This is a genomic window from Xanthomonas sp. F14, assembly GCF_014199865.1.
Window position 1 is genome coordinate 81723 of sequence record NZ_JACHOM010000001.1, and the last position, 22714, is coordinate 104436.

Sequence of the window (22714 nt, forward strand, 5' to 3'; positions counted from 1 at the left end):
TGGCGGCAATTGCGCGCCGAAAGCCATGTCGGATCCGGTGCGGTGCGGGATTGGGCTGGGTGCCCGGCGTCAGGCGCGTTACACTGCGCGGCTCGCCCACAGGCCGTGATTTGCCAATGCTGCAGAAACTTCGCGACAAGACGTCAGGCTGGATCGCTACCGCCATCCTGGGGTTGCTGATGATTCCGTTCCTGTTCGTCATCGACAACAGCTACCTCGGCGGCATTGGCGCCAATAACGTGGCCAAGGTGCAGGCACCGCCGACATGGTGGAAATCGGCACCGTCGTGGTGGCCGGTCTCGCTGCTGTGGCAGCACCATGAAATCAGTACCCAGGATTTCCGCGCCCGCTTCGAGCAGGCACGCATGCAGGAGCGGCAGCGCCAGGGCGAGAATTTCGATCCGCGCACGTTCGAATCCCGCGAAAACAAATTGCAGGTGCTCGACCAGTTGGTCGACGAGCAAGTCGTGCGTCTGGGTGCCGAAGATGCCGGCATCGTGATCGGCGATGCGACGGTGCGCGATTACATCGCCGGCATTCAGGCGTTCCAGGTCGACGGCAAATTCAGCCCCGACCAGTACCGCGCTGCACTTGCGCAGGGCACGCCGCCGCGCACGCCGGCGCAGTTCGATGCGTTGGTGCGCGACAGCTTGCAGCAGTCGGTGATTCCGCAGGCGATTGCCGAGTCGGGCTTTGCCACCAAGGCCGAGTTCGAGCGCTTGCTCAAGCTGATGGGCGAAACGCGCGACGTGCAGCTGGCCATGCTGCCGCCACCGGCCGCCGATACCGCGCCGGTCAGCGATGCACAGATCAAGCAGTGGTACGACGGGCATACCCAGGATTTCCGTCAGCCGGAGACGGTGACGATCGAGTATGTCGAACTCGATGCCGCCAAGTTGCCGCCGGCAACCGCCGCTGACGAGGCGACGCTGCGCAAGCGCTATGACGAAGAGAAGGCGCGTTTTGTCGAGCCGGATCAGCGTCTGGCATCGCACATCCTGATCACCGCCGGTAGCGATCCTGCCGCGCAGAAAGCCGCCGAGGAAAAAGCGGCCAAGCTGGCTGCGGAAGCCAAGCAGCCCGGCGCCGATTTCGCCGCATTGGCCAAGGCCAATTCGCAGGACCCTGGTTCCAAGGGCGCTGGTGGCGATCTTGGCTGGGTCGAGAAGGGCACGATGGTCAAGCCGTTTGAAGATGCCTTGTTCTCGATGAAGGCTGGCGAGGTGGTCGGCCCGATCAAGAGCGAGTTCGGTTACCACGTGATCCAGCTGCGCGAGGTCAAGGGCGGCCAGGGCAAGTCGTTCGAGCAGGTGCGCGATCAGCTCGCCGCCGAGCAGCTCAAGGCCGATGCCGACAAGGCATTTACGGATGTGAGCGGCAAGCTGGTGGATCAGGTCTACAAGAATCCCACCGCGCTGGAGCCGGCAGCCAAGCAGGTCGGTCTGCCGGTGCAGACGTTGGGTCCGTTCTCGCGCGCCGATGCCAGCGGTATTGCGGCCAATCCGGCGGTGCTGCGTTCGGCATTCTCCGAAACGCTGGTGCAGGACGGCACGGTGAGCGATCCGATCACCATCGGTCCGAACCACAGCGTGGTGTTGCGTGTGACCAACCACACCGCCGAGGCGGCCCTGCCGTTGGACAAGGTGCGCGAGAAGGTGATCGCCGCCGTCCGCGCGGACCGCACCGAGAAGGCCGCCGCAGCGGCTGCCGACGCGTTGCTGGCACGTGTGCAGAAAGGCGAGACCCTGCAGGCGCTGGCCGCCAGCGAGAAGTTGCAGGTGCAGCCGATTCCGGGCTTGCCGCGCACCGCGCCGATTCCGACGCCGGCGGCAAACCGCGCCATCTTCAGCGCGCCGCGTCCGACCGACGGCAAGCCGTCGGTGGGCAAGGTGGAGCTGGATGGCGGGCGCTTTGCGGTGTTTGTCATCAACAAGGCGACCCCAGGCGACCTGAAGCAGATGCCGGCCGAGCAGCAGACCATGCTGCGCGAGCAGCTGAGCCAGATCGACGGCAACAATGCGGCGCAGGCGTACGTCAAGGAAATGCGCAAGAGCTACAAGATCCAGATCGAAGAGGCGCAGCTGTAACCGCTGCTGTTCGACTGGTGGAGAAAGAGCCCGGGGAACCGGGCTTTTTCTTTGGCCGATGCCGTCGTGGGCAGGTGCCAGCGTTCGTGTGGGGTATCCCGCCGCTGGCGCTGCGGCGAGTCTGTGGTCGCGTGGACCAGGCACTGGATGCCCGCAGCAACTGGCACAGGCACTGCGATGGCCCGCCGCAACTGATCTGACGTCGTGCGTATTGCCATCCGTTTGGGATAGGTCTGCCGGGGTTGCGGATTTCGCGCGTCATGCTTGCAGGCGTGCGGTCGCAAAGACGTGCGTCATTTAGCGCGCTGATCTGCCAGGCCAATCTGCCAGGCCAGAAAAGCCAGTCTCGGGTTGCGCGTTTGGTGCGCCTACGGGTGGCTGCCTGTCGGTTGGCGGCAGACGCTGCAAGCGCGCTCGATCAACTGCGATGTCGGTCGGCTTGCAACGATAGCGGGCCAATCGGCTGCGAGTACGCCCGTTTCCGATTCCATACGGCGTCGCAAGCAGCGCACGCAAAAGGTAAGTGTCAGGCGCTCTCTTCGCAGCCGACCTACGCCTGCGCAGCGCGGCGCTCAACTTCCCCGTGCAAGGTCGACGAAAAGCATGCCGCTGTGGTGTCAGCGGCGCCGGAACGGCGCCGGAGGCAGGCGGCTTAGGTCAGGGTGTGTCGTCGAACGACAACACCATGCCGGGCTTCAGCACGGCACGCTTGTCCAGGCCATTGCTGGTCAGCAGTGTCGTGACTGTCACGCCATAGCGGCGTGCGATGGCCCAGGCGGATTCGCCGTTGCGGACCGTATGCGTGGTGCGCGCCTGTGGCCTGGAGGCATCCGTCGTCGCGGCGGCAACGACCGTGGGAGTGGCAGCGCTGTTGTCCGCAGTGCTGCCCGTGTCGGCAGATGCGACCGCGGCACCTGTAGCACCTGGCTGCGCAGGCGCGATCGGGGCGAGCACATGCACGCCGCGCGGTGCGGCGCGCGCGCTGGCCAGCGCCGGATTCAGCCGGGCCAGCAGCTGCGGCTCGATGGCGCGTTGTCCGGCGAAGGCGTTGAGGCTGGTGCCGGCCGGCAATGCATGTTCGGTGAGTACCGGTACCGGGCGGTCGAGCGAGGTCAGCAGATTGCCCTGCTGCTGCGCATGGTCCAGCACACAGGCGAGCGCGTGCAGCTTTTCCACGTACTCGTAGGTGACCTTGGACATGCCGGGCAATTCGGACGGGCGAGCGTTGTGCGCGTTCATCCCGGCCGTGCGCATGGCCTGCAGCACGCGATACTCGCCCGCGTTGTAGGCCATCAGCGCCAGGCGCCAATCGCCGCCGAACATGCCATACAGCGTCTTGAGATAACGCACCGCCGCCGTGGTGGAGTCCACTGCCGAGAGGCGTCCGTCGTATTGCGCGCCAACCGGCACATGGTGGTTGCGCGCAGTGGTAGCGATGAACTGCCAGAGGCCGGCGGGGCCACTGCCGTTGCGGGCGCCCGGGCGGTAACCGCTCTCGACGAACGGAATCAGCGCAAATTCGGTCGGCATGTCGGCTTCGCGCAATTCATCGACCACGTAGCCGAACAGCGGCAAGACATCCTGTGCGTCGTCTGCCAGACGGGCCGGCGCGCGCGAGAAATGTTGTTCCCAGCGGGTATCGCTATGTTCGCTGTCGCAGCCTGGATCGGCGCGACCGTCCAGGAACGACGAAAAGATCTCCCGACCGTTGCGCACCTGGGGTGTGGCGGTCTGGGCGATCGAGCTCTCTGCGGGTTTGGAGCGGCTTGCGTCGTTGGACGATGCGGCTGCGGGTGCGATGACCGCTGATGCGGTCAGCACTGCCAGAAGCAGGCGCCTCATGCGCGAAATTCGTCTTTCCAGCGCCGAAGTTCGGCGAAAACGTCAACTTCAGAGGAAATTGCCCCACCTGCGCGAGATGCCACCGCAGCGCGGATTTCGGGACTGCTGGTGCGTAAGAACGGATTGGTGGCCAGTTCACTCTTGAGCGAAATCGGCAGGGTAGGACGGGCTGCATGACGCATGGCCTGGGCTTCCTGTTGACGGCGCTGCAAGGCAGCGTTGGTGGGATCGACGTGCAGCGCAAAGACCGCATTGGCCAAGGTGTATTCATGGCCGCAACACACGAGTGTTTCGCCAGGCAGGGAGGCCAGGCGCTGCAACGCGTCGAACATCTGAGGAGCGGTACCTTCGAACATCCGCCCACAGCCTAGGCTGAACAGGGTATCACCGCTAAACAGATGGCGTTCGGTGACGAAGGCGATATGGCTGCTGGTATGGCCGGGCACTTCCAGCACATCGAAGCTGTTGCCAAGCAGGCTCAAGCGATCACCCTGGCCCACCCGGTGGGCATCTGCCGGGATGCGTTGGTCGGCCGGACCGTACAGTGCAAGGTCCGGCCAACGCTGCTGCAGCGCTGCCACGCCGCCAATGTGGTCGGCATGGTGGTGGGTCAGCAGGACGGCGCTGGGGCTGAAGCCTTCGCGCTCTGCGGCGGCGAACACCGGCTCGGCTTGGCCCGGATCGACGATGACTGCGCGGCCATCGCTGGCGACCAGCGCCCAGATGTAGTTGTCGTCGAATGCGGGCAGGGCGGTCAGTCGCATAGAATTGGGACCATGCCTGCCACGCCATTCTCCCGTCAAGCTGGCGTCTCATCCTGGTTTGAAACAGGTGCAGGGCGCAGCCTGCTCCTGCTGGAGCGCAAATTGGCGCTTGCGGCGTTGCAAACGCGTCCCTCGCAGCCCTGGTTGTGGCTGACGCCGACGCCCGAGCTGCCGCCGCGCGAGCTGCTGCAAGGGCGCGGGCTGCGGCTGACTCGCAGCGCTGGCCGCTTTGCGGGCGATGCGCGTTGCGCCATGCCGTTTCCGTTGCCGACCGAAAGCCTGCAGGCCATCGTGGTGCAGCATGCGGTGGTGGGCGGCGCGGCGGAATTCCTGGCCGAATGCGAGCGGTTGCTGATGCCGGGCGGACGGCTATGGCTGTTCACGCTCAATCCGCTGAGCCCGTACCGCTTTCGCTGGGCGCGGCGCGGTCCGGTGGCGCTGCGGCCGGATCGCTGGCGGCTGCTGGCGCAGCGTGCGGGGCTGCAATGCGTGGAGACCGAGCGCTACCTGGGGCCGATCTGGCGCACCGGGCGTGGCGTTACCGGCACCGATCGCGCACCCTGGCGCGCGGTGTATCTGCTCGAAGTGGAAAAGCGCGCCGCCGCTTCGATCGGGCCGACCCCGATCGCGATGCCCTCGCGCTGGCCGCAGCCTGTAGCCACGATCTGACGACCGACCACTTTCCAAACACCAGAAGCTGATGAAATCCATTGAAGTGCATACCGACGGCTCCTGCCTCGGCAATCCCGGGCCGGGCGGTTGGGCGGCCCTGTTGCGTTACAAGGGCCGCGAGAAGGAATTGTCCGGCGGCGAAGCCACATCCACCAACAACCGCATGGAGTTGATGGCGGCAATCATGGCGCTGGAAACGCTCACCGAGCCATGCCAGATCGTGCTGCATACCGACTCGCAATACGTACGCCAGGGCATTACCGAGTGGATGTCCGGCTGGGTGCGCCGCGGTTGGAAAACCGCCGGCGGCGACCCGGTCAAGAACCGTGAACTGTGGGAGCGCCTGCATGCGGCCACGCAACGCCACAGCATCGATTGGCGTTGGGTGAAAGGCCACAATGGCGACCCGGACAACGAGCGCGTCGACGTGCTCGCCCGCAATCAGGCCATCGCCCAGCGCGGTGGCAGCGCAACCGCGTAAGCAATCAGCAAGAGGATTCATGCGTCAGATCATTCTCGATACCGAAACCACCGGCCTGGAATGGCGCAAGGGCAACCGCGTCGTCGAAATCGGTGCGGTGGAGCTGCTGGAGCGGCGCCCGAGCGGCAACAACTTCCATCGCTACCTGAAGCCCGATTGCGATTTCGAACCGGGTGCGCAGGAAGTGACCGGGTTGACCCTGGAGTTCCTGGCCGACAAGCCGCTGTTTGCCGATGTGGTCGAGGAGTTCCTGGCCTACATTGACGGCGCGGAGCTGATCATCCACAACGCCGCGTTCGATCTGGGCTTCCTGGACAACGAGCTGTCGCTGCTGGGTGACAACTACGGCCGTATCGTCGAGCGCGCCACCGTGGTGGATACCCTGATGATGGCGCGCGAGCGCTATCCGGGGCAGCGCAACTCGCTGGATGCCTTGTGCAAGCGCCTGGGCGTGGACAACTCGCATCGCCAGTTGCATGGCGCCTTGCTCGATGCGCAGATCCTGGCCGATGTGTACATCGCGCTGACCTCGGGCCAGGAAGAGATCGGCTTTGCCAGCGCCGATACCGGCCAGCGCAGCGAGCATGGCGAGGGCATGATCACCTTCGATCCGGCGTTGCTGTTGCCGCGCGCACGGGTGGTGGTGACCGCGTCGGAGTCGCAGGCGCATGAGGCGCGTCTGGCGTACCTGCGCAAGAAGGCCGGGCGCGCGCTGTGGGATGCGCCGGTTGAAGAGGTGGCTGCTGCCGGGTAGTGCGGCTGTCGGCAACGGGTGTCCGGCTGTCGCGTGGGGCGGCGATGTGGTGGGAGTGGTGCAGTGCGCCGCTGAAGCCTGGCGATTCTGGGCGTGAGTAGCGCGCTGCCGTGCAGGTTCGATGTCAGCGCTTGGCGCGGCTAACAGCTACTTCGATCCGGTCTATTGCGGAGCGCGATGAGCTTGCTCTTGGCTGTAGGCCGGTGATCTGCGGCCTGGCTGCAGGGCCCTTGCCCGCCGACCCTCGCGGGACACGCCGCAAGTACGTCCGTGTAGGCTCTTACGCGGCATCCATGCCGCGTCAGGTCCCGCGACGGTGGGCGGGCAAGGACTTGTCGAGATGGTCGGTGTGCATGGTATTCAACTAGGCAGCCGACTCACGCTCTGGTGCAGTGCTCTCGACGCCTCCGGGATCCTTGGCGGCCTGGATGCTGCCAGGAAGTCTTCAGGGCTAGATTGACGGCGTGGTCCGCAGGCGGTGAGGACATCGCGCCCTCGACCGACCAGGCGTTTGTCTGCATCCAACCATATGCGGCCAACGAAATTCTGCGCTCACCGCCAGCCGGGCGCTCGCTAGGCCTTGTTGGCCGCTTTCAGTAGCTGCGCACCAGGATCGCAGTGATGTTGTCCGAGCCGCCGCCATCGAGTGCGGCGGCGACCAGGCATTCGACACATTCCTGCGCGCTGCAATCGGCCTGCGACAGGGTCGCGGCGATCGCGGCATCGTCGACTTCTTCGGTGAGACCGTCGCTGCACAGCAGCAGTTGCATGCCGGATTTGAGCTCACCCTGCATGGTGGCGACATTGAGGTGGACCGGATCGGTGACGCCCAGCGCCTGGGTCACCACGTTGCGATGCGGATGCGCGCGTGCCTGCTCGCTGGTCAGCGTGCCCTGGGCGATCAGTTCCTGCACATAGCTATGGTCCTGGCTCAGCTGCGCCAGCCGGCCGTCGCGCCACAGATATGCGCGGCTGTCGCCGACCCAGGCCACTTCGAAGCGCTGGCCCAGCACGCGCGCAGCGACGACAGTGGTGCCCATCGGCAAGGTGTCGTTGCAGCGACGCGAGGTCTTGATGATCTCTTCGTCGGCGATGCGTACCGCCTGGGCCAGCGGGGTGCCGGCGCGCACCTCGCGCACGATGGTTTCGCGCGCCAGGGCGCTGGCCACTTCGCCGCAGGCATGCCCACCCATACCATCGGCCACTAGCCACAGCCCCAGCTCGCTGTCGCCGTAGTACGTGTCCTCGTTGAGGTCACGGCGCAGGCCGACATGGGTAAGGTGTCCGAATTCGAGCATGGGGGCGGGTCGCCAAGGAAGGAGGTGCGTGACCATCATCGCGGCGCGGCCGGCCCGCAGCAACACGCCGATCGCCGGTGCCGCAGGGCGGGTTCACGCCCGGACCTTCGATCGTGCCGGCGATGCCGGCCCGGGCCGCTTGTGGCTGGGCGCCGGTGCCCGTATGATGCACGGCCCCGGGACACTGGGGACCATCTGGAGAGGTGGCAGAGCGGTTGAATGTACCTGACTCGAAATCAGGCAGGCGTTTATAGCGCCTCGGGGGTTCGAATCCCCCCCTCTCCGCCAGATTGAGGCGAGCAGTTGTGCCAGTGCCGCGTGAGTTTCGCCGGCGGCATTGGGGGGTGAGAAGCCCCGGGTTCGACAGACAGCAGCGCTGTCTGCACGGCGAAGCCGCCCGCAGGGCGAAGGCACGAAATGCCGAGTGAATCCCCCCTCTCCGCCAGATTCGCATCAGCCCCCGCAAGGGGGCTTTTGTTTATGTGTCGCCGCCGCGCGCTGCTGCGCTGGCTACAATCCGCCCGATATCCGTTGGAGGCCTGTCATGTCCGAGATCCTGGTGCCCGTGTCCTTTGGTGAGCTGCTCGACAAGATCGCGATCCTGCAGATCAAGTCCGAGCGCATGAGCGACCCCGTCAAGCTGGCCAATGTGCGCAGCGAGCTGTCCGCGCTGGAGACCAGCTGGATGGCGCATCCGGCCGCCGGCCACGACATCGTGCGTCTGCGTGCTGCGCTCAAGGCCGTCAACGAGCGGCTGTGGGTGATCGAGGACGACATCCGGCTCAAGGAGCAGGCGCAGACCTTCGACGACAGCTTCGTGCAGCTGGCGCGCAGCGTCTATATCGAAAACGACGAACGCGCGCGCATCAAGAAAGAGATCAACCTGGCGCTGGGTTCGTCGTACGTGGAAGAGAAGTCGTATCAGGACTACCGCGCTAGCGGTGTCTGAGAGCCGCTGACTGCAGGTCTGCGTAACCGATACACGTGGTGGTCGGTGGGTGCGCGGCGCTTTCTGGTGCGCCGCCACACTTCGAGTCGGCCGGCACCGCGGTGATTGGCTGCCGCGGACGTGAGCCGGCGGTGTTTGGCTCCTGCTTCCCGGCTGTCCTGGGCGTCTGCACCGCGGCGCAGCGCGCAGCTGCGCCGCGATTGAACGCCTGTTCGAGCGACGATCCGACGCCGATTCTCAGCGCGGATGATCGCTGCGATAACGCTCGAATGCGGCGATTGCATCGTCCACAGTGATCAGCGCCATCACCTGGTCGAATTCGATCTTGGTGCCCCATTTCAGTTGGTCGGCCGGCTTGCCCAGGTATTTGCGGGCGGCCGCGTCGTAACGGTCTACGCAATAGCGCACGTCCGAGTACGGGCCGCTGCGCAGCGGGTTGCTGGCCGCATGCAGGCCCAGCACCTTGGTGCCCATCGCGTTGGCGATGTGCATCGGCCCGGAATCAGGGGTGACCACCAGATCGGCGCGGGCGAGCAGGGCGGGGAGTTGTTTGAGCGTGTCCTTGCCGACCAGGTCCAGCACCGGCGTGCGCGCGGCCGCGACGATGGCATCGGCGGTGCTGCGTTCCAGCTCGCTGCGGCCGCCGCACAGCACGACCCGCCAGCCTTGCGCTGCGGCATGGTCGGCCAGCGCGGCATGGCGGTCGGGATACCAGTTGCGGCGTGCGTGGCTGGAGCACGGCGAAATCATCAGCACCGGGCGGCTATCGTCGTCCCATTGCGCGCGTGCCCAGCGATGCGCCTCGTCGGGGACCGGCAAGTCCCAGCGCACCTGGGTCTGGGTCAGGCCGAGCGGCTGCGCGAAGCTGCCGATGGCGTCGAGTACGTGGATGCCAGGGCGGTCGGCGATGCGTTCGTTGACGAACAGGCCGTGCAGGTCCTTGGAACGGCTGCGGTCATAGCCGATCCGTCGCCGCGCCGGCACGAAGGCCGACAGCACATTGGCGCGTAAGGCCACCTGCATCTGCAGCAGCGCGTCGAAGCGACCCAATGGCGCCAGCGACCGGCGGAGCGCGCGCATACCGGCCACGCCGGTGCGCTTGTCGTAGGCATGGAACTGCACGCCGGGCAGGCCGTCGAGCAATTTCAGCCCGGCCTTGTCGATGATCCAATGCAGCTGGCTTGCCGGAAACCCCGCCTGCAAGGTGCGCACCAGCGGCACCACATGGGTGACGTCACCCAGGGCGGACAGGCGCAGCAGGCATAACGAGGCGGGCGTAGAAGCCATGGTGTTGTTAGACTCGATAGATGGTTTCTTTCGACGCCACTGAAGCGCTGGCGCCGTACCGCGAAGGCCGCGGCTATGGCGCCATTCTGTTCGACCGCGAACGGCTGCGGCAAGCCGATGCCGGGCTGTTTTCGCCGCAACGCTGGGGTGACAGGGCACGGCCGGTCGACGAAGGCGGACGGGGTGGGGCGTGGTTCGTGGATGCGCCGTTCGGTCACAGCGTGTTGCGGCAGTACCTGCGCGGCGGCATGGCCGCGCGCGTGAGCCGCGATCACTATATGTGGAAGGGCGCCGGGCGCACGCGCAGCTTTGCCGAGTTCCGGCTGATGCGCGAACTGCTCAAGCGCAAGTTGCCGGTGCCGCGCCCGTTGGCGGCCTGTTATCTGCGCGAGGGGCTGAGTTATCGCGCTGCATTGTTGATGGAGCGCCTGGAGAACGTGCGCTCGCTCGCCGATCATGCGCAGGTCGCCGGGCGCGGTGCGCCGTGGGAAGAAACCGGGCGGCTGATCGCGCGCTTTCATCGCGCCGGCCTGGATCATGCCGATCTCAACGCGCACAACATCCTGTTCGATGCCGGCGGGCATGGCTGGTTGATCGATTTCGACCGCGGCGTGTTGCGCATTCCGGCTACGCGCTGGCGCGAACGCAATCTCAAGCGCCTGCATCGCTCGCTGCTGAAATTGCGCGGCAACCGCAGCCGAGAAGAGGTCGACAAGGATTACGAACGCCTGCACCGCGCGTACGAACTGGCCTGGGGCCGGGGCTACTGATGAACTGGGCATTGCGGGTGCAAGGGGTCGGCAATGCGTCAGCGGTGGCGCTCGGTTCGCCGATGGCCACCATCGAGCGCGCCGGCGCGCCGTGGCTGACCATCGATTGCGGCAGCGAAGGGCTGACCGCCTACCAGGCCCAGTACGGTCATCTGCCGCAGGCGGTCTTCATCACCCATGTGCACCTGGACCACGTCGGCGGGCTGGAACGGCTGTTCGTGGACAGCTATTTCTCCCAACGCCGCGGCCGCACGCGCCTGTACGTGCCGGCGCCGGTGGTGCCGTTGCTGCAGCGGCGGATCGCCGACTACCCGAACGTGCTGGCCGAGGGCGGCGCGAACTTCTGGGATGCCTTCCAACTGGTGCCGGTCGGCGACGCGTTCTGGCACGACGGGGTGCGGCTGGAAGTGTTCCCGGCGCGCCACCACTGGCCGGAGACCGCCTACGGGCTGCGGCTGAAGGGGGCGCTGGTCTGGAGCGGCGACACCCGGCCGATCCCGGAAATGCTGGCCCGGTATGCCGATGACAGCGAGCTCATCGCGCATGACTGCGGCGTTCACGGCAACCCGTCGCATACTGGGGTGGACGATTTGGAGCGGGAATACCCGCAGGACCTGTTGAGCCGCATGCTGCTGTACCACTACGCCAGCGACGCCGACGGCGACGTGCTCCGCGCACGCGGCCATCGCGTGGCCGTGCCTGGTCAACATCTGCCGCTGGCGGAGCCGACTGCCGCCATGGTGCCCTGATGAGCGCCCTGCTGTTGCCGAACCTGACCGCCGCGCCGATGCAGGACCGCTATGGCCGGCCGCTGCGCGACCTGCGTCTGTCGGTCATCGAGGCCTGCAATTTCCGCTGCGGTTACTGCATGCCGGCCGATCGCGTGCCCGACGACTACGGATTCGATGCGCAGCAGCGCCTGAGCTTCGATCAGTTGGAAACGCTGGTGCGTGCCTTCGTCTCGGTCGGCGTCACCAAGGTACGCCTGACCGGTGGTGAGCCGCTGTTGCGTCGTGATCTGCCCAGCCTGATTGCGCGCCTGACCACGATCGAGGGCATCGAGGATCTGGCGCTGACCACCAACGGCACCTTGCTCGCGCGTCAGGCGGTGGCGCTGCGCCAGGCCGGGCTGCGTCGGATCACGGTGAGCATGGATGCGCTGGATCCGGAGCTGTTCAGACGCATGAGTGGCAACCGTGGCGAGATCGCGCAGGTACTGGCCGGTATCGCCGCTGCCGAGCAGGCCGGCTTCCAGCGCCTGAAGATCAACTGCGTGGTGCAGCGCGGCGTCAACGAAGATCAGGTGCTGCCCCTGGTGGAACACTTCCGTGGCAGCGGCCATGTACTGCGCTTCATCGAGTTCATGGATGTGGGCAGTTGCAATGGCTGGACCGCCGATGCGGTGGTGACTTCGGCGCAACTGCACGCGCGCATCCACGCGCGCTGGCCATTGCTGCCGCTGGATGCCAATTACACCGGCGAAGTGGCGCAGCGGCATGCATTTGCCGATGGCGCCGGCGAGGTGGGTTTTGTCAGTTCGGTCAGCGTGCCGTTCTGCGGTGATTGCCAGCGCGCACGCGTGTCGGCCGACGGGCAGTTGTACACCTGCCTGTTCGCCAGCCAGGGCCATGACCTCAAGCCGGCCCTGGCCGAGGGCGAGCATGGATTGTCCGAGCATCTACGTGCGCGCTGGAGCATACGTGGCGACCGCTACAGCGAGGTGCGCGCATCGACACCGCGCCGTGGCAAGCCGGTGGAGATGTTCCTGATCGGCGGGTAAGGCACTGCTGTTCCATCCAGGCGCCCCGTTCACCGAGAATGTCGCATCCTGAGCGCCTGTCATCGTGTCGTTTCCCATGCCTGCAAAATCCCGTTCCGCACGCCTGACCCACCTGGACGATTCCGGACTGCCCACGATGGTGGATGTCTCGGACAAGGCGGTCACCGCGCGCAGCGCCACCGCGCAAAGCCGGGTGCGTTTTCCGGCCGCCGTCGCCGCGCAGTTGCGCGCCAACGGCTTGCGCAGCGCCAAGGGCGGCATCGTGGAAACCGCGGTGATCGCCGGCACCATGGCGGTCAAACGCACGCACGAGTTGATTCCCTTCTGCCATCCGTTGCCGATCGATGCCTGCCGGTTCGAGATCGACTGGGCGGGCGAGCAGCTGCTGGACATCCGTTGCACGGTGCGCTGCGTGCATCGCACCGGTGTGGAAATGGAAGCGCTCACCGGCGCCAGCGTGGCGGCCCTGACGGTCTACGACATGTGCAAGGCGTTGTCGCACAGCATGAGCATCGGCCCGACCAGGCTGGTGTCCAAGCGCGGTGGCAAGCGCGATATCGGAGCAAACCAATGAGCACGACAGTGACGGTGCTGTATTTCGCCAGCTTGCGTGAGGCAGCGGGCATTGCCAGCGAGCAGGTGCAATCGCAGGCGCAGGACCTGCGCGCGCTATATGCCGAACTCGATACGCGCCATGGCCTGCGCTGGATGCCGGCGCAGCTGCGCGTGGCGGTGGATGGCGCGTTTGCGCGCTGGGAGGACGGCGTGCGCGATGGCAGTGAAATCGTGTTTATTCCGCCGGTGTCGGGAGGTTGAGCATGAGCGAGCAGACTTCCGCCCTCTTTGCGCTTTCCGACGTGCCTTTGCCGGTCGACAGCTTGCGCGCTGCGCTGGAGCACCCGCATGCCGGCGCATTCGCCAGTTTCGAAGGCTGGGTACGCGACCACAATGAGGGCCGCAGCGTGGCCGGGCTGCGTTACGAGGCCTACGCCGCACTGGCGCAGGCCGAAGGCCAGCGCGTGCTCGACGAGGCAATGGGTCGGTTTGCCATCGTCAACGCCTACTGCGTGCACCGCGTGGGCGAGCTGCGCATCGGCGACATGGCGGTATGGGTCGGCGTCAGCGCGGCGCATCGCGGCGCCGCATTCGATGCCTGCCGCTTCATCATCGACGAGGTCAAGGCGCGCGTGCCGATCTGGAAGCACGAACATTACCTGGAAGGCGATGCCGGCTGGCTGCATCCGGAGTCGCAGACGCAGTAGCGCGTCTTGCAGGTCAGGCGCTGCGGGAACATCAAGAGATCAGTTGGTGTCCGCCGGTTGAGCGCGCCGGAAAGTGCCTGACGCTGCGCATATTTCCGAGCCATCGCTGCAGCCGGTGCAAATCACTGGCCAGCCTTGAGCATGGCCGCGAAGTGCCGCGTCGCAGTGGCGGCTTCACACCGTCAGCATTACGCGCCGAATGCGTGCGGCATCTGTCGATGCGCCATCAGTCTGGGTTGGGGTGGTGTCCCCGCCGGTTGACCTCGGCGCCCGCATCAATCGATACCGTTGCTGCCTTCCGGCCCTGGCGGGATTTTCGATCTAGCGTCGCGAGGGACCGACGGGGCCACCATAAGACGTGGGTCACTGGCGTGACCCTGGATCCATGCAATCGCATTGCAGGATCATGAAACTGGCGGAGAGAGGGGGATTCGAACCCCCGAAGCGCGGTTTAGACGCTTACACACTTTCCAGGCGTGCTCCTTCAACCACTCGGACACCTCTCCGTACCTGCCGTGCGACCAGGTCGTCGGCAGGAGCGGGATTCTAGCCGCCACGGGCGCCATTAACAAGGTAAAGGATCTGCCGGTCGGGCGTGACGGTGCCAGCGCAGGTGTCTGGCCGGCCCCCGACGCTGTCCGGCAGTCCTCCGGTGGGTGGCGACGCCGGGGCGCACGGCCGCTGAACGATCCACTTGACGTGCCGTGGCACAATATCGGTTCAGAGGAAGCTGGTTGCCCGATGTCTTATCTTGTTCTCGCCCGCAAGTGGCGCCCGAAGCGTTTTGCCGAACTCGTAGGCCAGGAACACGTGGTCCGCGCGCTCAGTAACGCGCTCGACAGTGGGCGTGTGCACCACGCATTCCTGTTCACCGGCACCCGCGGCGTGGGCAAGACCACAATCGCGCGCATTTTCGCCAAATCGCTGAACTGCGAGACCGGCACCAGTGCCGATCCGTGCGGCCAGTGCCCGGCCTGCCTGGATATCGACGCCGGCCGCTACATCGACCTGCTGGAAATCGACGCCGCGTCCAACACCGGCGTGGACGATGTGCGCGAGGTGATCGAGAACGCCCAGTACATGCCCTCGCGCGGCAAGTTCAAGGTCTATCTGATCGACGAAGTGCACATGCTCTCCAAGGCGGCGTTCAATGCGCTGCTGAAGACGCTGGAAGAGCCGCCCGAGCACGTGAAGTTCCTGCTGGCCACCACCGACCCGCAGAAGCTGCCGGTGACCGTGCTGTCGCGCTGCCTGCAGTTCAATCTCAAGCGGCTGGACGAAGACCAGATCCAGGGCCAAATGACCCGGATCCTGGCCGCCGAGCAGATCGAATCGGATCCATCGGCGATCGTGCAGCTGTCCAAGGCCGCCGACGGCTCGCTGCGCGACGGTCTGTCGCTGCTCGATCAGGCCATTGCCTATGCCGGCGGCGCGCTGCGCGAGGACGTGGTGCGTACCATGCTCGGCACGGTCGATCGCACCCAGGTCGGCGCGATGCTGCAGTCGCTGGCCGACGGCGATGGCGCGCGCCTGATGCAGGTGGTCGCCGCGCTGGCCGAGTTCTCGCCCGACTGGAGCGGCGTGCTGGAGGCGCTGGCCGAGGCCTTGCATCGCATCCAGGTGCAGCAGTTGGTGCCGTCGGTGGCATTCGTCGGTGATGGCATCGACCCGACCGCCTATGCCGCGCAGCTGCGGCCGGAAGTGGTGCAGCTGTGGTACCAGATGGCGCTCAACGGCCGTCGCGATCTGTATCTGGCGCCGAGTCCGCGCGCCGGTTTCGAGATGGCGGTGCTGCGCATGCTGGCCTTCCGCCCAGCGGCGGCAGTGCCGGCTGGCGGCAGTGACGATGGACGTGGTGCCAGTGCCGGGGGGCATGCGCGTTCTACGGCAACCGGCGTGCAGGCCGCCGCACCGGTGGCAGCCGCGCCCGCACCCGCAGCGGTGGCGAAACCGGCCGACCTGGAGGCCGCGCCTGCTGCCGTGGCTGCGGTCGCCGCGCCGGCGCCGGTCGCTGCTGCGCCCGCTGCGCCCGCGCCTGTCGTGGTGCTGCCCGCTGCGCAAGCATCGACCGATAGCCGCCCATCGACAGCTCCCACGCGCAGCGACGACACGCCGCCCTGGGCGATGGACGATGCGCCGGTGCGCGCCAACGCTGCCCCCGTCGCTGCGGCGACGCCCGTGCTGGCGCCGGAAGCGGCAATGGCGCCACCCGCAGCAGTCGATGCGGCGTTGCCGGCCGCGGTCGCGCCCGAAGCGGCAGTGGCAGTTGCCGCAGCGGCTGAGGTACCTGCATCTGCAGCGGCGGTGCTGTCGATGCCATCGGTTGCCGCACCCTCCATATCGGCACCGGCACAGACAACCGATCCATCGCCCCTGCTCGACAATGGCCACATCGACGATGCCGAGCAGTGGCTGGATCTGGTCACCCGCAGCGGCTTGAACGGCCCCTCGCGACAGCTCGCCGCCAATGCGGCCTTCATCGGCCATCGCGACGGCGTGCTGCGCCTGGCGCTGGCACCGGGCTTCGAATACCTCAATTCCGAGCGTTCCATCGCCAACCTTGCGCAGGCACTCGCGCCCGAGTTGGGAAATACGCCGCGCATCGTCATCGAGACCGGCAACGCCGATGTCGAGACCCTGCACGAGCGGGCCAGTCGCCAGAAAGGCGAGCGCCAGAGCGCGGCCGAAACAGCGTTCATGAACGACCCGAACGTGCAGCAGCTGATTCAGCAGCAAGGCGCGCGGGTCGTCCCCGATTCCATCCGCCCTTACGACGAGTAACGACACATGCGTGGGAACATTGCCCAATTGATGCAGCAGGCGCAGAAGATGCAGGAAAACCTGCAGCGCGCCCAGGAAGAACTGGCCAAGCTGGAAGTCACCGGCACCGCCGGCGGCGGCATGGTCAGCGTGACGCTGACCGGCGCCAAGGAGTGCCGCAAGGTCCGCATCGACCCGAGCATCCTCTCCGACCAGGAAATGGCCGAGGACCTGATCGCCGCCGCCTTCAACGACGCCTCCAACAAGATCGACGCCGAATCCAAGGACCGCATGGGCTCGGCCACTGCCGGCATGCAGCTGCCGCCGGGCATGAAGTTGCCGTTCTGAGCGAGGGGATTCGGGAGTCGGGATTGGGGATTGGCTGGAAGCGAGATCCGCTTCTGCATTTGCGAATCCCAAATCTCCAATTCCCAATCCCGGCCACCCAATGTCCTCTCTTCTCGAACAACTGATCGAGGCCTTCCGGGTATTGCCGGGTGTGGGCCAGAAATCGGCCCAGCGCATGGCCTACCACGTGCTCGAACGCGAGCGCGAGGGTGGCCGCCGCCTGGCCGCGGCGCTGGCCAATGCGGTGGAAAAGGTTGGCCATTGCGTGCAATGCCGCGACTTCACCGAGGCGGAGATCTGCGCGATCTGTGCCAGCAGTAGCCGCGACCGGCAGCAGCTGTGCGTGGTGGAATCGCCGGCAGATCGCCTGGCGATCGAGCACGCCACCGGCTACCGCGGGCTGTACTTCATCCTGCAGGGCCGGCTGTCGCCGCTGGACGGCATCGGCCCGCGCGAGCTGGGCCTGGACCGGCTCGGCGAGCGTCTGGCCACCGGCGAGGTCACCGAAATGATCATCGCCACCAATGCCACCGTGGAAGGCGAGGCAACCGCGCATTACCTGGCGCAGCTTGCCCGCCAGCATGCGGTGCGCCCGAGCCGGCTCGCGCAGGGCATGCCGTTGGGCGGCGAGCTGGAATACGTCGATCGCGGCACCTTGTCGCATGCCTTTGGCACCCGGGGTGAGGTGCTTTGAGGGCGGGGATTGGGGAGTTGGGATTGGGGATTCGTAGAAGCGAAAAGCGGAGGCATGCGCGGTAAGCTCTTGCCAATCCCTAATGACCAATCCCCAATCCCCACCCATGACCGACACCATCTTCGGCAAGATCATTCGTCGCGAAATCCCGGCCAACATCGTCTATGAAGACGACGAGGTGCTGGGCTTTCAGGACATCGCACCGCAGGCGCCGGTGCATGTGCTGTTCATTCCCAAGCAGCATGCGATTCCCACGCTGGACGATGTGCCGCCGGAGCAGGCGCTGTTGGTGGGCAGGCTCGCACTCGCTGCAGCGTCGTATGCACGCGAGCAGGGGCTGGCGCAGGACGGCTATCGCATCGTGATGAACTGCCGCGAGCATGCCGGCCAGACGGTGTTCCACATTCATCTGCATCTGCTGGCCGGCGCGCCGCTGGGACGGTTCGGCACGCCCTGACCTGGTTACACGATCGAGCGCATCAGCGCCTGTTCGAGCAGCCGTATCGCATAAGCAAAAACGCCGCTCCCTGCGAGCGGCGTTTTTGCGTGTCACTGACTCAGCGGTCGATTACCACCAGCCGCGGCCCCAGCCCCAGCCGCCGCCCCAGCGCGGGCCCCACGGGTCGCCCCACGGGCCGTACGGGTAGGCCGGCACCACATCCACCTCGCGCACGACCGGCCACAGGTAGACCACGTCGGCATTCACCTTTGGCAGCTTGTAGTCGTACTCGCCGATCTTGGTGGTTTCGTAGCCTTCGATCTTGCCGATGAAGGTCACTTCGCGGCCGGGCTCGAACACGGCCGGGTCGTAAAAGCCCGAGCGGCAAGCCAGGAAGCGGCCATCGCTGGCGTCCACGGCGTTGCGGTCCGGACGGCCACTGGCATTGAGCGGACGCGAGATCAGCTCGAAGCAGGTCTGGCCCTGCCCGGGCTTGGTCTGGATGATCTTGCCGCCCCAGCGCACCGACGTGCCGACCTGGGCGCTGGCGGTGGAATCGCTCGGACTGACCGTAGGGAACTGACCCTGCAGCGGCTTGGGCGCGGTCGCGCAGGCGGCGAGCCCGAGCACGGCGACAATGGGAAGAAGAAAGCGGGTACTCATGAGGAAGCTCCGGTTCGCGGGCGATGCTGCTGCAGATCTTTGAGGAGTGAGGCGCTGTCCGAATCAGCGCCAGCGTAGCGCGCGGCAGCGAAACGTTGGCTGAGTGCCAACAATGCCGGATTCGGGTGTGAACGGGCGACACGTTGCGCCCAGGCAATGGCCGGTTCGTGCGGTTCGCGGGCCAGGCCGAGCTTGCCGTAGCGACGGCCCAGGCGATGCCAGGCGCGCAGCAGCGGGTCGCGTTCACGCTCGCCGCGCGCCAGCAGCCAACCCATCCACGCCAGCGCGCTGACCGCAAACACGCCGAAGATGGCGGCCAGCTGCGAGCTGTCCAGGCGATCGATGCCGAAGGGTTGCAGCAGCCGTTGCTGGCGGTCGGCATCGAAGGACAGCACCAGATCGTTCCAGCCGCGACGCAGCAGGTCACTGACCTGGCCCAGGCTGGCCCACACGCCGAGCTGGGCGAAATTGTTGCCCGCGCCGACCTGCACGCGGTCTTCCAGCGTGTCGTAGATGCGTTCCGGCGCCACCGCAGCGGTGGGGTCCACCCGCACCCAGCCGCGCCCGGCCAACCAGACTTCGGTCCAGGCATGCGCATCCATGCGCCGCACCACCCAGTAATTGCCGAAGCCGTTGTAGGTGCCGCCGGCATACCCGGTGACCACGCGCGCCGGGATGCCGGCCGCGCGCATCAGCACCACGAACGAAGAGCTGAAGTGCTCGCAGAACCCGGCCTTCTGCTGGAACAGGAATTCGTCGACGCTGTTGCGGCCGAGCAGGGGGGTATCCAGGGTGTAGGCGAAGTCGCGGGTGATCCACTGCAGCGCGCGCTGCACCACGGCATCGTCGTTGCTGCCGGCTTCCGCGCGCCATTGCCGTGCCAGCGCGAGCGTGCGTGGATTGAAGCCCGGCGGCAGGGCGAGGGCGCGCTTGCGCAACTGGTCGGGCAGGTCGGTGTCGAAGCGTGCCGGTGGCGCCGATTGCAGCTCCCAGCGGGTCAACGCACTCAATGGCCGCTGCGCGAACAGTTCGTAGTCGGGCGACAGCTCGGTATTGGCCACCGCCTGCGTGGGCAGGTCCAGCGACACCAACTGGCGACGATCGGTGGGCTCGTAGTCCAGGCGATAGCGATAGCGCTGCGGCCCGGCGGTGACCGAGGCGGGTTGGCCGCGGCCGGTCCAGCGCGCGCGCTGCCAGGTCCGGCCATCGAAGTCCCACATCACCGGCCCGCGCCAGTAGCGTTGCTGCGGCGGTGGCGCGTTGCCGGTGAACTGCACGCGCAGCGCCGGGCTGTCGTCGGCCATCAGGTCGATCCATTCGCCCGGCGACATGTTGTCCGACAGGCCCGGCCGCGACAGCGCGCGCTCGGGCACGCCCCACAGCGGCGAGCTCAGGCGCGGCAGCAGCCAGAACGTGGCCAGGGCCAGCGGCACGCCGATGGCGACCAGCTTGCCGATGCCGCGCAACTGCATCCGCAGCGCAGGCGTGGCGGTGCGGTGTTCCTCGTCGGCCAGCCGCTGCATGCTCAGCAGCGCGCTCACCACCGCCAGCAGCGCCAGCCCCATCGTCGCCGGCCCCTGGTCGAGCAGAAATGCCGCAAACGGGGCGAACAACGCAAAGCCGAGCAGGCTGCGCGCATCGCGCAAGGTGCGCAGCTCGGAGGCCTTGATCGCCAGCATCGCGGCCAGCACCGCGCAGCCGGTGTCGCGGCCGAAGCGCATGCCGATCTGCCAGTACACCGCGCCCAGCATTGCCACCACCAGCAACAGCCGCACCGGTGCCATCACGGTGCCGCGCCAGCTCAGCACCCCGACCAGCACGGCGGCCACGGCAATGGTGCCGGCGAGCGGGCCGGGCAGCTGCAACAGCAACGGCGCCAGCGCCAGCCAACTGGTGACCAGCACCCAGGCGCGGCTGGCCTGGGTGATCGGGACGGACGGCTCAGTCATGGGGAAGCAGGGCCAGGGCGCGCAGACACAGGTGATGGTGGGCCGGACCTTGTGCAGGCCCCAGCGGCGGTTGGCCCGGCAACAACAAGCGGTAGCGCCGCCCGTCGCGCTCGGCCAGGTTGACCCAGCTGGCAAGCCGCGCGATGCGGCGCTCGTACGGCAGCGCATTGAGCGTGCGCCAGTCCAGCGTGACTTCGATGCCCAGCGGTTGCTCGTATTCGCGCACCAGCAGGCTGTCGCGGCGTGCCGAGTGCTTCCAGGAAATCGTGCGTGGCGCATCGCCGGCGCGATACGGGCGCAGTTGGTGCAGCTCCTCGCCTTGCGGGTGCAGGCGGGTCTGGTTGGGCGAACCGGCGCCCTCGGGCAATGCCGGCCCCTGTTCCTCGGGCCTGGGATACGCCAGCAGCGGTGTCTCCGGCCAGACCCACGACCAGGCGCGCACCAGCCCCAGCGGCTGGGTGCTGGACAGGCGGATGCGTTCGATGTCCTGCCAGCCGCGCCGCTCGGTGGGCACCGGCAGGTCGACCTCGGCCATATCGTGCTCGAGCAACGCACAGAAGCCGCTGCTGTCCAGGTGATCCAGGCGCAGCCCACGCCGTACGCGGCTGTCGCGGCGTGCCAGCGACACCCGCATGCGCAACGGTTCGCCGGCGACCACCGGTTCGGCCGACACCGCCTCGACGCGCAGTGCCGACAACTGCAGGTGCGCCATGATGCTGCTGGCAATCCCGGCGGTGGCCAGTAGCAGCGCCAGCAGCAGGGCCGGGTTGTTGTTGTAGTTCAAGGCGCCCAGCAGCATCGCCAGCAGCAAGGCGGTGACAAACAGCCCGAAGCGCGTCGGCAGCACGTAGATACGCCGCCGATCCAGCACGATCGGCAAGGCCTCCGCGCCCCGCGGACGCGCCAGCAGGCTGAGTCGGCGACCGATGCCGCGCACGTGCGCACGCACCTGGGTCAGTCCACCGGCACGCTGTGCAGCAGCGCCTTGGCCAGCGCCGGCCCGGACGAGGATTCGGCCTCCGGCACCAGCCGGTGCCCGGCCACCGCCACGAACAACGCCTGCACGTCTTCCGGCAGCACGTGCTCGCGCCCGAGCAGCAGCGCGTAGGCCTTGGCCGCGCGCAGCAGCGCGATGCCGGCACGCGGCGACAGCCCCACGCGCACTCCGGCGTGCTGGCGGCTGCGCAGCAGCAAGGCCTGCACATAGCCGATCAGCGCATCGCTGGTATGGATCTGGCCCACCACCGTGCGCAGCGCCACCACGTCGGCGTCGCTGAGCTGCGGTGCGGCCTGGGCGATCAGTTCGCGCCGATCCACGCCCGACAGCAACGCGCGCTCGGCGTCGGCGCTGGGATAGCCCAGGCTGAGCCGCAGCAGGAAGCGATCCAGTTGCGAGTCCGGCAGCGGAAAGGTGCCGGACAGGTCGACCGGGTTCTGCGTGGCGATCACGAAGAACGGCTCCGGCAACGCATGGGTGACGCCGTCGAGCGTGACCTGCTGTTCGGCCATGGCCTCCAGCAGCGAGCTTTGCGTACGCGGTGGCGCGCGGTTGATTTCGTCGGCCAGCAGCACGTTGGTGAACACCGGGCCGGGATGGAACTGGAACTGGCGCGAGGCGGCGTCGTAGACCGATACGCCCAGCACGTCTGCCGGCAGCAGGTCGGAGGTGAACTGCACGCGCTGGAAGCCCAGCCCCAGGCTGGAGGCCATCGCGTGGGCGAGAGTGGTCTTGCCCAGGCCGGGCAGGTCTTCGATCAGCAGATGGCCGCCGGACAGCAGTGCCACGAACGCCAGGCGCACTTCCTGCGCCTTGCCCAGCAGCAGCGAATTGACCTGGTCCTGTGCGCGCCGCAGCGATTGGCGCAGCGCATCGGTTAGCATTTCCGTGGAACGCAGCGGTGTCGACATCACAATT

At 66.8% G+C, this 22714-nt stretch carries 23 protein-coding genes, 2 tRNA genes and 1 other RNA gene; 16 read left to right on the top strand and 10 right to left on the bottom strand.

The window, feature by feature from the left end; translation table 11 throughout:
- The first annotated feature begins 116 nt into the window (after positions 1-116).
- Positions 117-2087: a peptidylprolyl isomerase gene (locus GGR73_RS00460; protein WP_184455154.1), complete on the top strand. Its 1971-nt coding sequence runs from the start codon at positions 117-119 to the stop codon at positions 2085-2087.
- Positions 2088-2744: 657 nt separating this feature from the next.
- On the opposite strand, the gene GGR73_RS00465 is transcribed toward GGR73_RS00460, so the two are convergent.
- Both GGR73_RS00465 and gloB read right to left on the bottom strand, forming a co-directional pair.
- Positions 2745-3929 carry a lytic transglycosylase domain-containing protein gene (locus tag GGR73_RS00465; protein ID WP_184455162.1) on the bottom strand — a complete coding sequence of 395 codons (1185 nt, stop codon included), beginning with the start codon at positions 3927-3929 and terminating at the stop codon, positions 2745-2747.
- Positions 3926-4693 carry a hydroxyacylglutathione hydrolase gene (gloB, locus tag GGR73_RS00470; protein ID WP_184455170.1) on the bottom strand — a complete coding sequence of 256 codons (768 nt, stop codon included), beginning with the start codon at positions 4691-4693 and terminating at the stop codon, positions 3926-3928. The genes GGR73_RS00465 and gloB overlap by 4 nt, the downstream gene beginning before the upstream one ends.
- 12 nt (positions 4694-4705) lie before the next feature.
- On the opposite strand from gloB, the gene GGR73_RS00475 reads away from it, so the two are divergent.
- From GGR73_RS00475 to dnaQ, 3 genes are read left to right on the top strand one after another with little or no spacing between them, the layout of a single operon-like run.
- A complete protein-coding gene (locus GGR73_RS00475) occupies positions 4706-5362 on the top strand; it encodes a hypothetical protein (protein ID WP_024938427.1) in 657 nt (218 codons plus the stop codon).
- 31 nt (positions 5363-5393) lie between these two features.
- Positions 5394-5846: a ribonuclease HI gene (gene rnhA, locus GGR73_RS00480; RefSeq protein WP_184455180.1), complete on the top strand. Its 453-nt coding sequence runs from the start codon at positions 5394-5396 to the stop codon at positions 5844-5846.
- Between the two features lie 19 nt (positions 5847-5865).
- Positions 5866-6600 (top strand): DNA polymerase III subunit epsilon, encoded by a 735-nt coding sequence (gene dnaQ, locus GGR73_RS00485; protein ID WP_024938429.1) that lies wholly within the window; start codon positions 5866-5868, stop codon positions 6598-6600.
- A 593-nt stretch (positions 6601-7193) separates the two neighbouring features.
- Here the strand turns inward: dnaQ and GGR73_RS00490 are convergent.
- The gene (locus tag GGR73_RS00490) at positions 7194-7898 is read right to left on the bottom strand and encodes a PP2C family protein-serine/threonine phosphatase (protein WP_024938430.1); all 705 of its coding nucleotides are present in this window, start codon (positions 7896-7898) and stop codon (positions 7194-7196) included.
- A 197-nt stretch (positions 7899-8095) separates the two neighbouring features.
- Between GGR73_RS00490 and GGR73_RS00495 the strand changes: the two genes are divergently transcribed.
- A tRNA-Ser gene (locus GGR73_RS00495) sits at positions 8096-8186 on the top strand.
- A 256-nt stretch (positions 8187-8442) separates the two neighbouring features.
- Positions 8443-8847, top strand: a complete 405-nt coding sequence (locus GGR73_RS00500) for a DUF6165 family protein (protein ID WP_039530440.1) — start codon at positions 8443-8445, stop codon at positions 8845-8847.
- A 237-nt stretch (positions 8848-9084) separates the two neighbouring features.
- Here GGR73_RS00500 and GGR73_RS00505 read toward each other — a convergent pair whose 3' ends face one another.
- On the bottom strand, positions 9085-10134 hold the full coding sequence (locus GGR73_RS00505; protein ID WP_184455183.1) for a glycosyltransferase family 9 protein: 1050 nt from the start codon (positions 10132-10134) through the stop codon (positions 9085-9087).
- A 20-nt stretch (positions 10135-10154) separates the two neighbouring features.
- On the opposite strand from GGR73_RS00505, the gene GGR73_RS00510 reads away from it, so the two are divergent.
- The 6 genes from GGR73_RS00510 to GGR73_RS00535 all read left to right on the top strand — a co-directional run bounded on the left by GGR73_RS00510 (position 10155) and on the right by GGR73_RS00535 (position 13946).
- Positions 10155-10904, top strand: coding sequence for a 3-deoxy-D-manno-octulosonic acid kinase (locus GGR73_RS00510; RefSeq protein WP_184455185.1), 750 nt, complete (start codon positions 10155-10157; stop codon positions 10902-10904).
- Complete coding sequence (locus GGR73_RS00515) at positions 10904-11653, top strand: MBL fold metallo-hydrolase (protein ID WP_016902535.1); 750 nt, start codon at positions 10904-10906, stop codon at positions 11651-11653. The genes GGR73_RS00510 and GGR73_RS00515 overlap by 1 nt, the downstream gene beginning before the upstream one ends.
- Positions 11653-12684 (top strand): GTP 3',8-cyclase MoaA, encoded by a 1032-nt coding sequence (moaA, locus tag GGR73_RS00520; RefSeq protein WP_024938435.1) that lies wholly within the window; start codon positions 11653-11655, stop codon positions 12682-12684. Before GGR73_RS00515 ends, moaA begins: the two co-directional genes overlap by 1 nt.
- A gap of 76 nt (positions 12685-12760) precedes the next feature.
- Positions 12761-13258 (top strand): cyclic pyranopterin monophosphate synthase MoaC, encoded by a 498-nt coding sequence (moaC, locus tag GGR73_RS00525; protein WP_047128244.1) that lies wholly within the window; start codon positions 12761-12763, stop codon positions 13256-13258.
- Positions 13255-13500: a MoaD/ThiS family protein gene (locus GGR73_RS00530; protein WP_184455188.1), complete on the top strand. Its 246-nt coding sequence runs from the start codon at positions 13255-13257 to the stop codon at positions 13498-13500. The genes moaC and GGR73_RS00530 overlap by 4 nt, the downstream gene beginning before the upstream one ends.
- Positions 13497-13946, top strand: coding sequence for a molybdenum cofactor biosynthesis protein MoaE (locus GGR73_RS00535; protein WP_167708533.1), 450 nt, complete (start codon positions 13497-13499; stop codon positions 13944-13946). The genes GGR73_RS00530 and GGR73_RS00535 overlap by 4 nt, the downstream gene beginning before the upstream one ends.
- 247 nt (positions 13947-14193) lie before the next feature.
- Here the strand turns inward: GGR73_RS00535 and ffs are convergent.
- Together ffs and GGR73_RS00545 are read right to left on the bottom strand one after the other, a co-directional pair.
- Positions 14194-14290: signal recognition particle sRNA small type (gene ffs, locus GGR73_RS00540), an RNA gene on the bottom strand.
- A 69-nt stretch (positions 14291-14359) separates the two neighbouring features.
- Positions 14360-14452, bottom strand: a tRNA-Ser gene (locus GGR73_RS00545).
- A gap of 235 nt (positions 14453-14687) precedes the next feature.
- On the opposite strand from GGR73_RS00545, the gene dnaX reads away from it, so the two are divergent.
- The 4 genes from dnaX to GGR73_RS00565 all read left to right on the top strand — a co-directional run bounded on the left by dnaX (position 14688) and on the right by GGR73_RS00565 (position 18205).
- On the top strand, positions 14688-16727 hold the full coding sequence (dnaX, locus tag GGR73_RS00550) for a DNA polymerase III subunit gamma/tau (protein WP_184455190.1): 2040 nt from the start codon (positions 14688-14690) through the stop codon (positions 16725-16727).
- A gap of 6 nt (positions 16728-16733) precedes the next feature.
- Entirely contained in the window at positions 16734-17054 is a 321-nt protein-coding gene (locus GGR73_RS00555; RefSeq protein WP_005913896.1) for a YbaB/EbfC family nucleoid-associated protein, read from the top strand.
- Between the two features lie 100 nt (positions 17055-17154).
- On the top strand, positions 17155-17748 hold the full coding sequence (gene recR, locus GGR73_RS00560; protein ID WP_016902529.1) for a recombination mediator RecR: 594 nt from the start codon (positions 17155-17157) through the stop codon (positions 17746-17748).
- A 106-nt stretch (positions 17749-17854) separates the two neighbouring features.
- A complete protein-coding gene (locus tag GGR73_RS00565) occupies positions 17855-18205 on the top strand; it encodes a histidine triad nucleotide-binding protein (protein WP_016902528.1) in 351 nt (116 codons plus the stop codon).
- Positions 18206-18316: 111 nt separating this feature from the next.
- Here GGR73_RS00565 and GGR73_RS00570 read toward each other — a convergent pair whose 3' ends face one another.
- From GGR73_RS00570 to GGR73_RS00585, 4 genes are read right to left on the bottom strand one after another with little or no spacing between them, the layout of a single operon-like run.
- Entirely contained in the window at positions 18317-18850 is a 534-nt protein-coding gene (locus tag GGR73_RS00570; protein WP_024938444.1) for a Slp family lipoprotein, read from the bottom strand.
- Positions 18847-20799, bottom strand: a complete 1953-nt coding sequence (locus GGR73_RS00575) for a DUF3488 and transglutaminase-like domain-containing protein (RefSeq protein WP_184455192.1) — start codon at positions 20797-20799, stop codon at positions 18847-18849. The genes GGR73_RS00570 and GGR73_RS00575 overlap by 4 nt, the downstream gene beginning before the upstream one ends.
- Positions 20792-21748, bottom strand: coding sequence for a DUF58 domain-containing protein (locus tag GGR73_RS00580; protein ID WP_184455194.1), 957 nt, complete (start codon positions 21746-21748; stop codon positions 20792-20794). The genes GGR73_RS00575 and GGR73_RS00580 overlap by 8 nt, the downstream gene beginning before the upstream one ends.
- 5 nt (positions 21749-21753) lie before the next feature.
- Positions 21754-22707, bottom strand: coding sequence for an AAA family ATPase (locus GGR73_RS00585; RefSeq protein ID WP_016902524.1), 954 nt, complete (start codon positions 22705-22707; stop codon positions 21754-21756).
- Positions 22708-22714: the final 7 nt, after the last annotated feature.

What these genes read in the sequence shown, in the direction of transcription:
- GGR73_RS00460 (WP_184455154.1), top strand. Translation starts at nt 117, where the DNA reads ATGCTGCAGAAACTTCGCGACAAGACGTCAGGCTGGATCGCTACCGCC.
- GGR73_RS00465 (WP_184455162.1), bottom strand. Translation starts at nt 3,929, where the DNA reads ATGAGGCGCCTGCTTCTGGCAGTGCTGACCGCATCAGCGGTCATCGCA.
- gloB (WP_184455170.1), bottom strand. Translation starts at nt 4,693, where the DNA reads ATGCGACTGACCGCCCTGCCCGCATTCGACGACAACTACATCTGGGCG.
- GGR73_RS00475 (WP_024938427.1), top strand. Translation starts at nt 4,706, where the DNA reads ATGCCTGCCACGCCATTCTCCCGTCAAGCTGGCGTCTCATCCTGGTTT.
- rnhA (WP_184455180.1), top strand. Translation starts at nt 5,394, where the DNA reads ATGAAATCCATTGAAGTGCATACCGACGGCTCCTGCCTCGGCAATCCC.
- dnaQ (WP_024938429.1), top strand. Translation starts at nt 5,866, where the DNA reads ATGCGTCAGATCATTCTCGATACCGAAACCACCGGCCTGGAATGGCGC.
- GGR73_RS00490 (WP_024938430.1), bottom strand. Translation starts at nt 7,898, where the DNA reads ATGCTCGAATTCGGACACCTTACCCATGTCGGCCTGCGCCGTGACCTC.
- GGR73_RS00500 (WP_039530440.1), top strand. Translation starts at nt 8,443, where the DNA reads ATGTCCGAGATCCTGGTGCCCGTGTCCTTTGGTGAGCTGCTCGACAAG.
- GGR73_RS00505 (WP_184455183.1), bottom strand. Translation starts at nt 10,134, where the DNA reads ATGGCTTCTACGCCCGCCTCGTTATGCCTGCTGCGCCTGTCCGCCCTG.
- GGR73_RS00510 (WP_184455185.1), top strand. Translation starts at nt 10,155, where the DNA reads ATGGTTTCTTTCGACGCCACTGAAGCGCTGGCGCCGTACCGCGAAGGC.
- GGR73_RS00515 (WP_016902535.1), top strand. Translation starts at nt 10,904, where the DNA reads ATGAACTGGGCATTGCGGGTGCAAGGGGTCGGCAATGCGTCAGCGGTG.
- moaA (WP_024938435.1), top strand. Translation starts at nt 11,653, where the DNA reads ATGAGCGCCCTGCTGTTGCCGAACCTGACCGCCGCGCCGATGCAGGAC.
- moaC (WP_047128244.1), top strand. Translation starts at nt 12,761, where the DNA reads ATGCCTGCAAAATCCCGTTCCGCACGCCTGACCCACCTGGACGATTCC.
- GGR73_RS00530 (WP_184455188.1), top strand. Translation starts at nt 13,255, where the DNA reads ATGAGCACGACAGTGACGGTGCTGTATTTCGCCAGCTTGCGTGAGGCA.
- dnaX (WP_184455190.1), top strand. Translation starts at nt 14,688, where the DNA reads ATGTCTTATCTTGTTCTCGCCCGCAAGTGGCGCCCGAAGCGTTTTGCC.
- GGR73_RS00555 (WP_005913896.1), top strand. Translation starts at nt 16,734, where the DNA reads ATGCGTGGGAACATTGCCCAATTGATGCAGCAGGCGCAGAAGATGCAG.
- recR (WP_016902529.1), top strand. Translation starts at nt 17,155, where the DNA reads ATGTCCTCTCTTCTCGAACAACTGATCGAGGCCTTCCGGGTATTGCCG.
- GGR73_RS00565 (WP_016902528.1), top strand. Translation starts at nt 17,855, where the DNA reads ATGACCGACACCATCTTCGGCAAGATCATTCGTCGCGAAATCCCGGCC.
- GGR73_RS00570 (WP_024938444.1), bottom strand. Translation starts at nt 18,850, where the DNA reads ATGAGTACCCGCTTTCTTCTTCCCATTGTCGCCGTGCTCGGGCTCGCC.
- GGR73_RS00575 (WP_184455192.1), bottom strand. Translation starts at nt 20,799, where the DNA reads ATGACTGAGCCGTCCGTCCCGATCACCCAGGCCAGCCGCGCCTGGGTG.
- GGR73_RS00585 (WP_016902524.1), bottom strand. Translation starts at nt 22,707, where the DNA reads ATGTCGACACCGCTGCGTTCCACGGAAATGCTAACCGATGCGCTGCGC.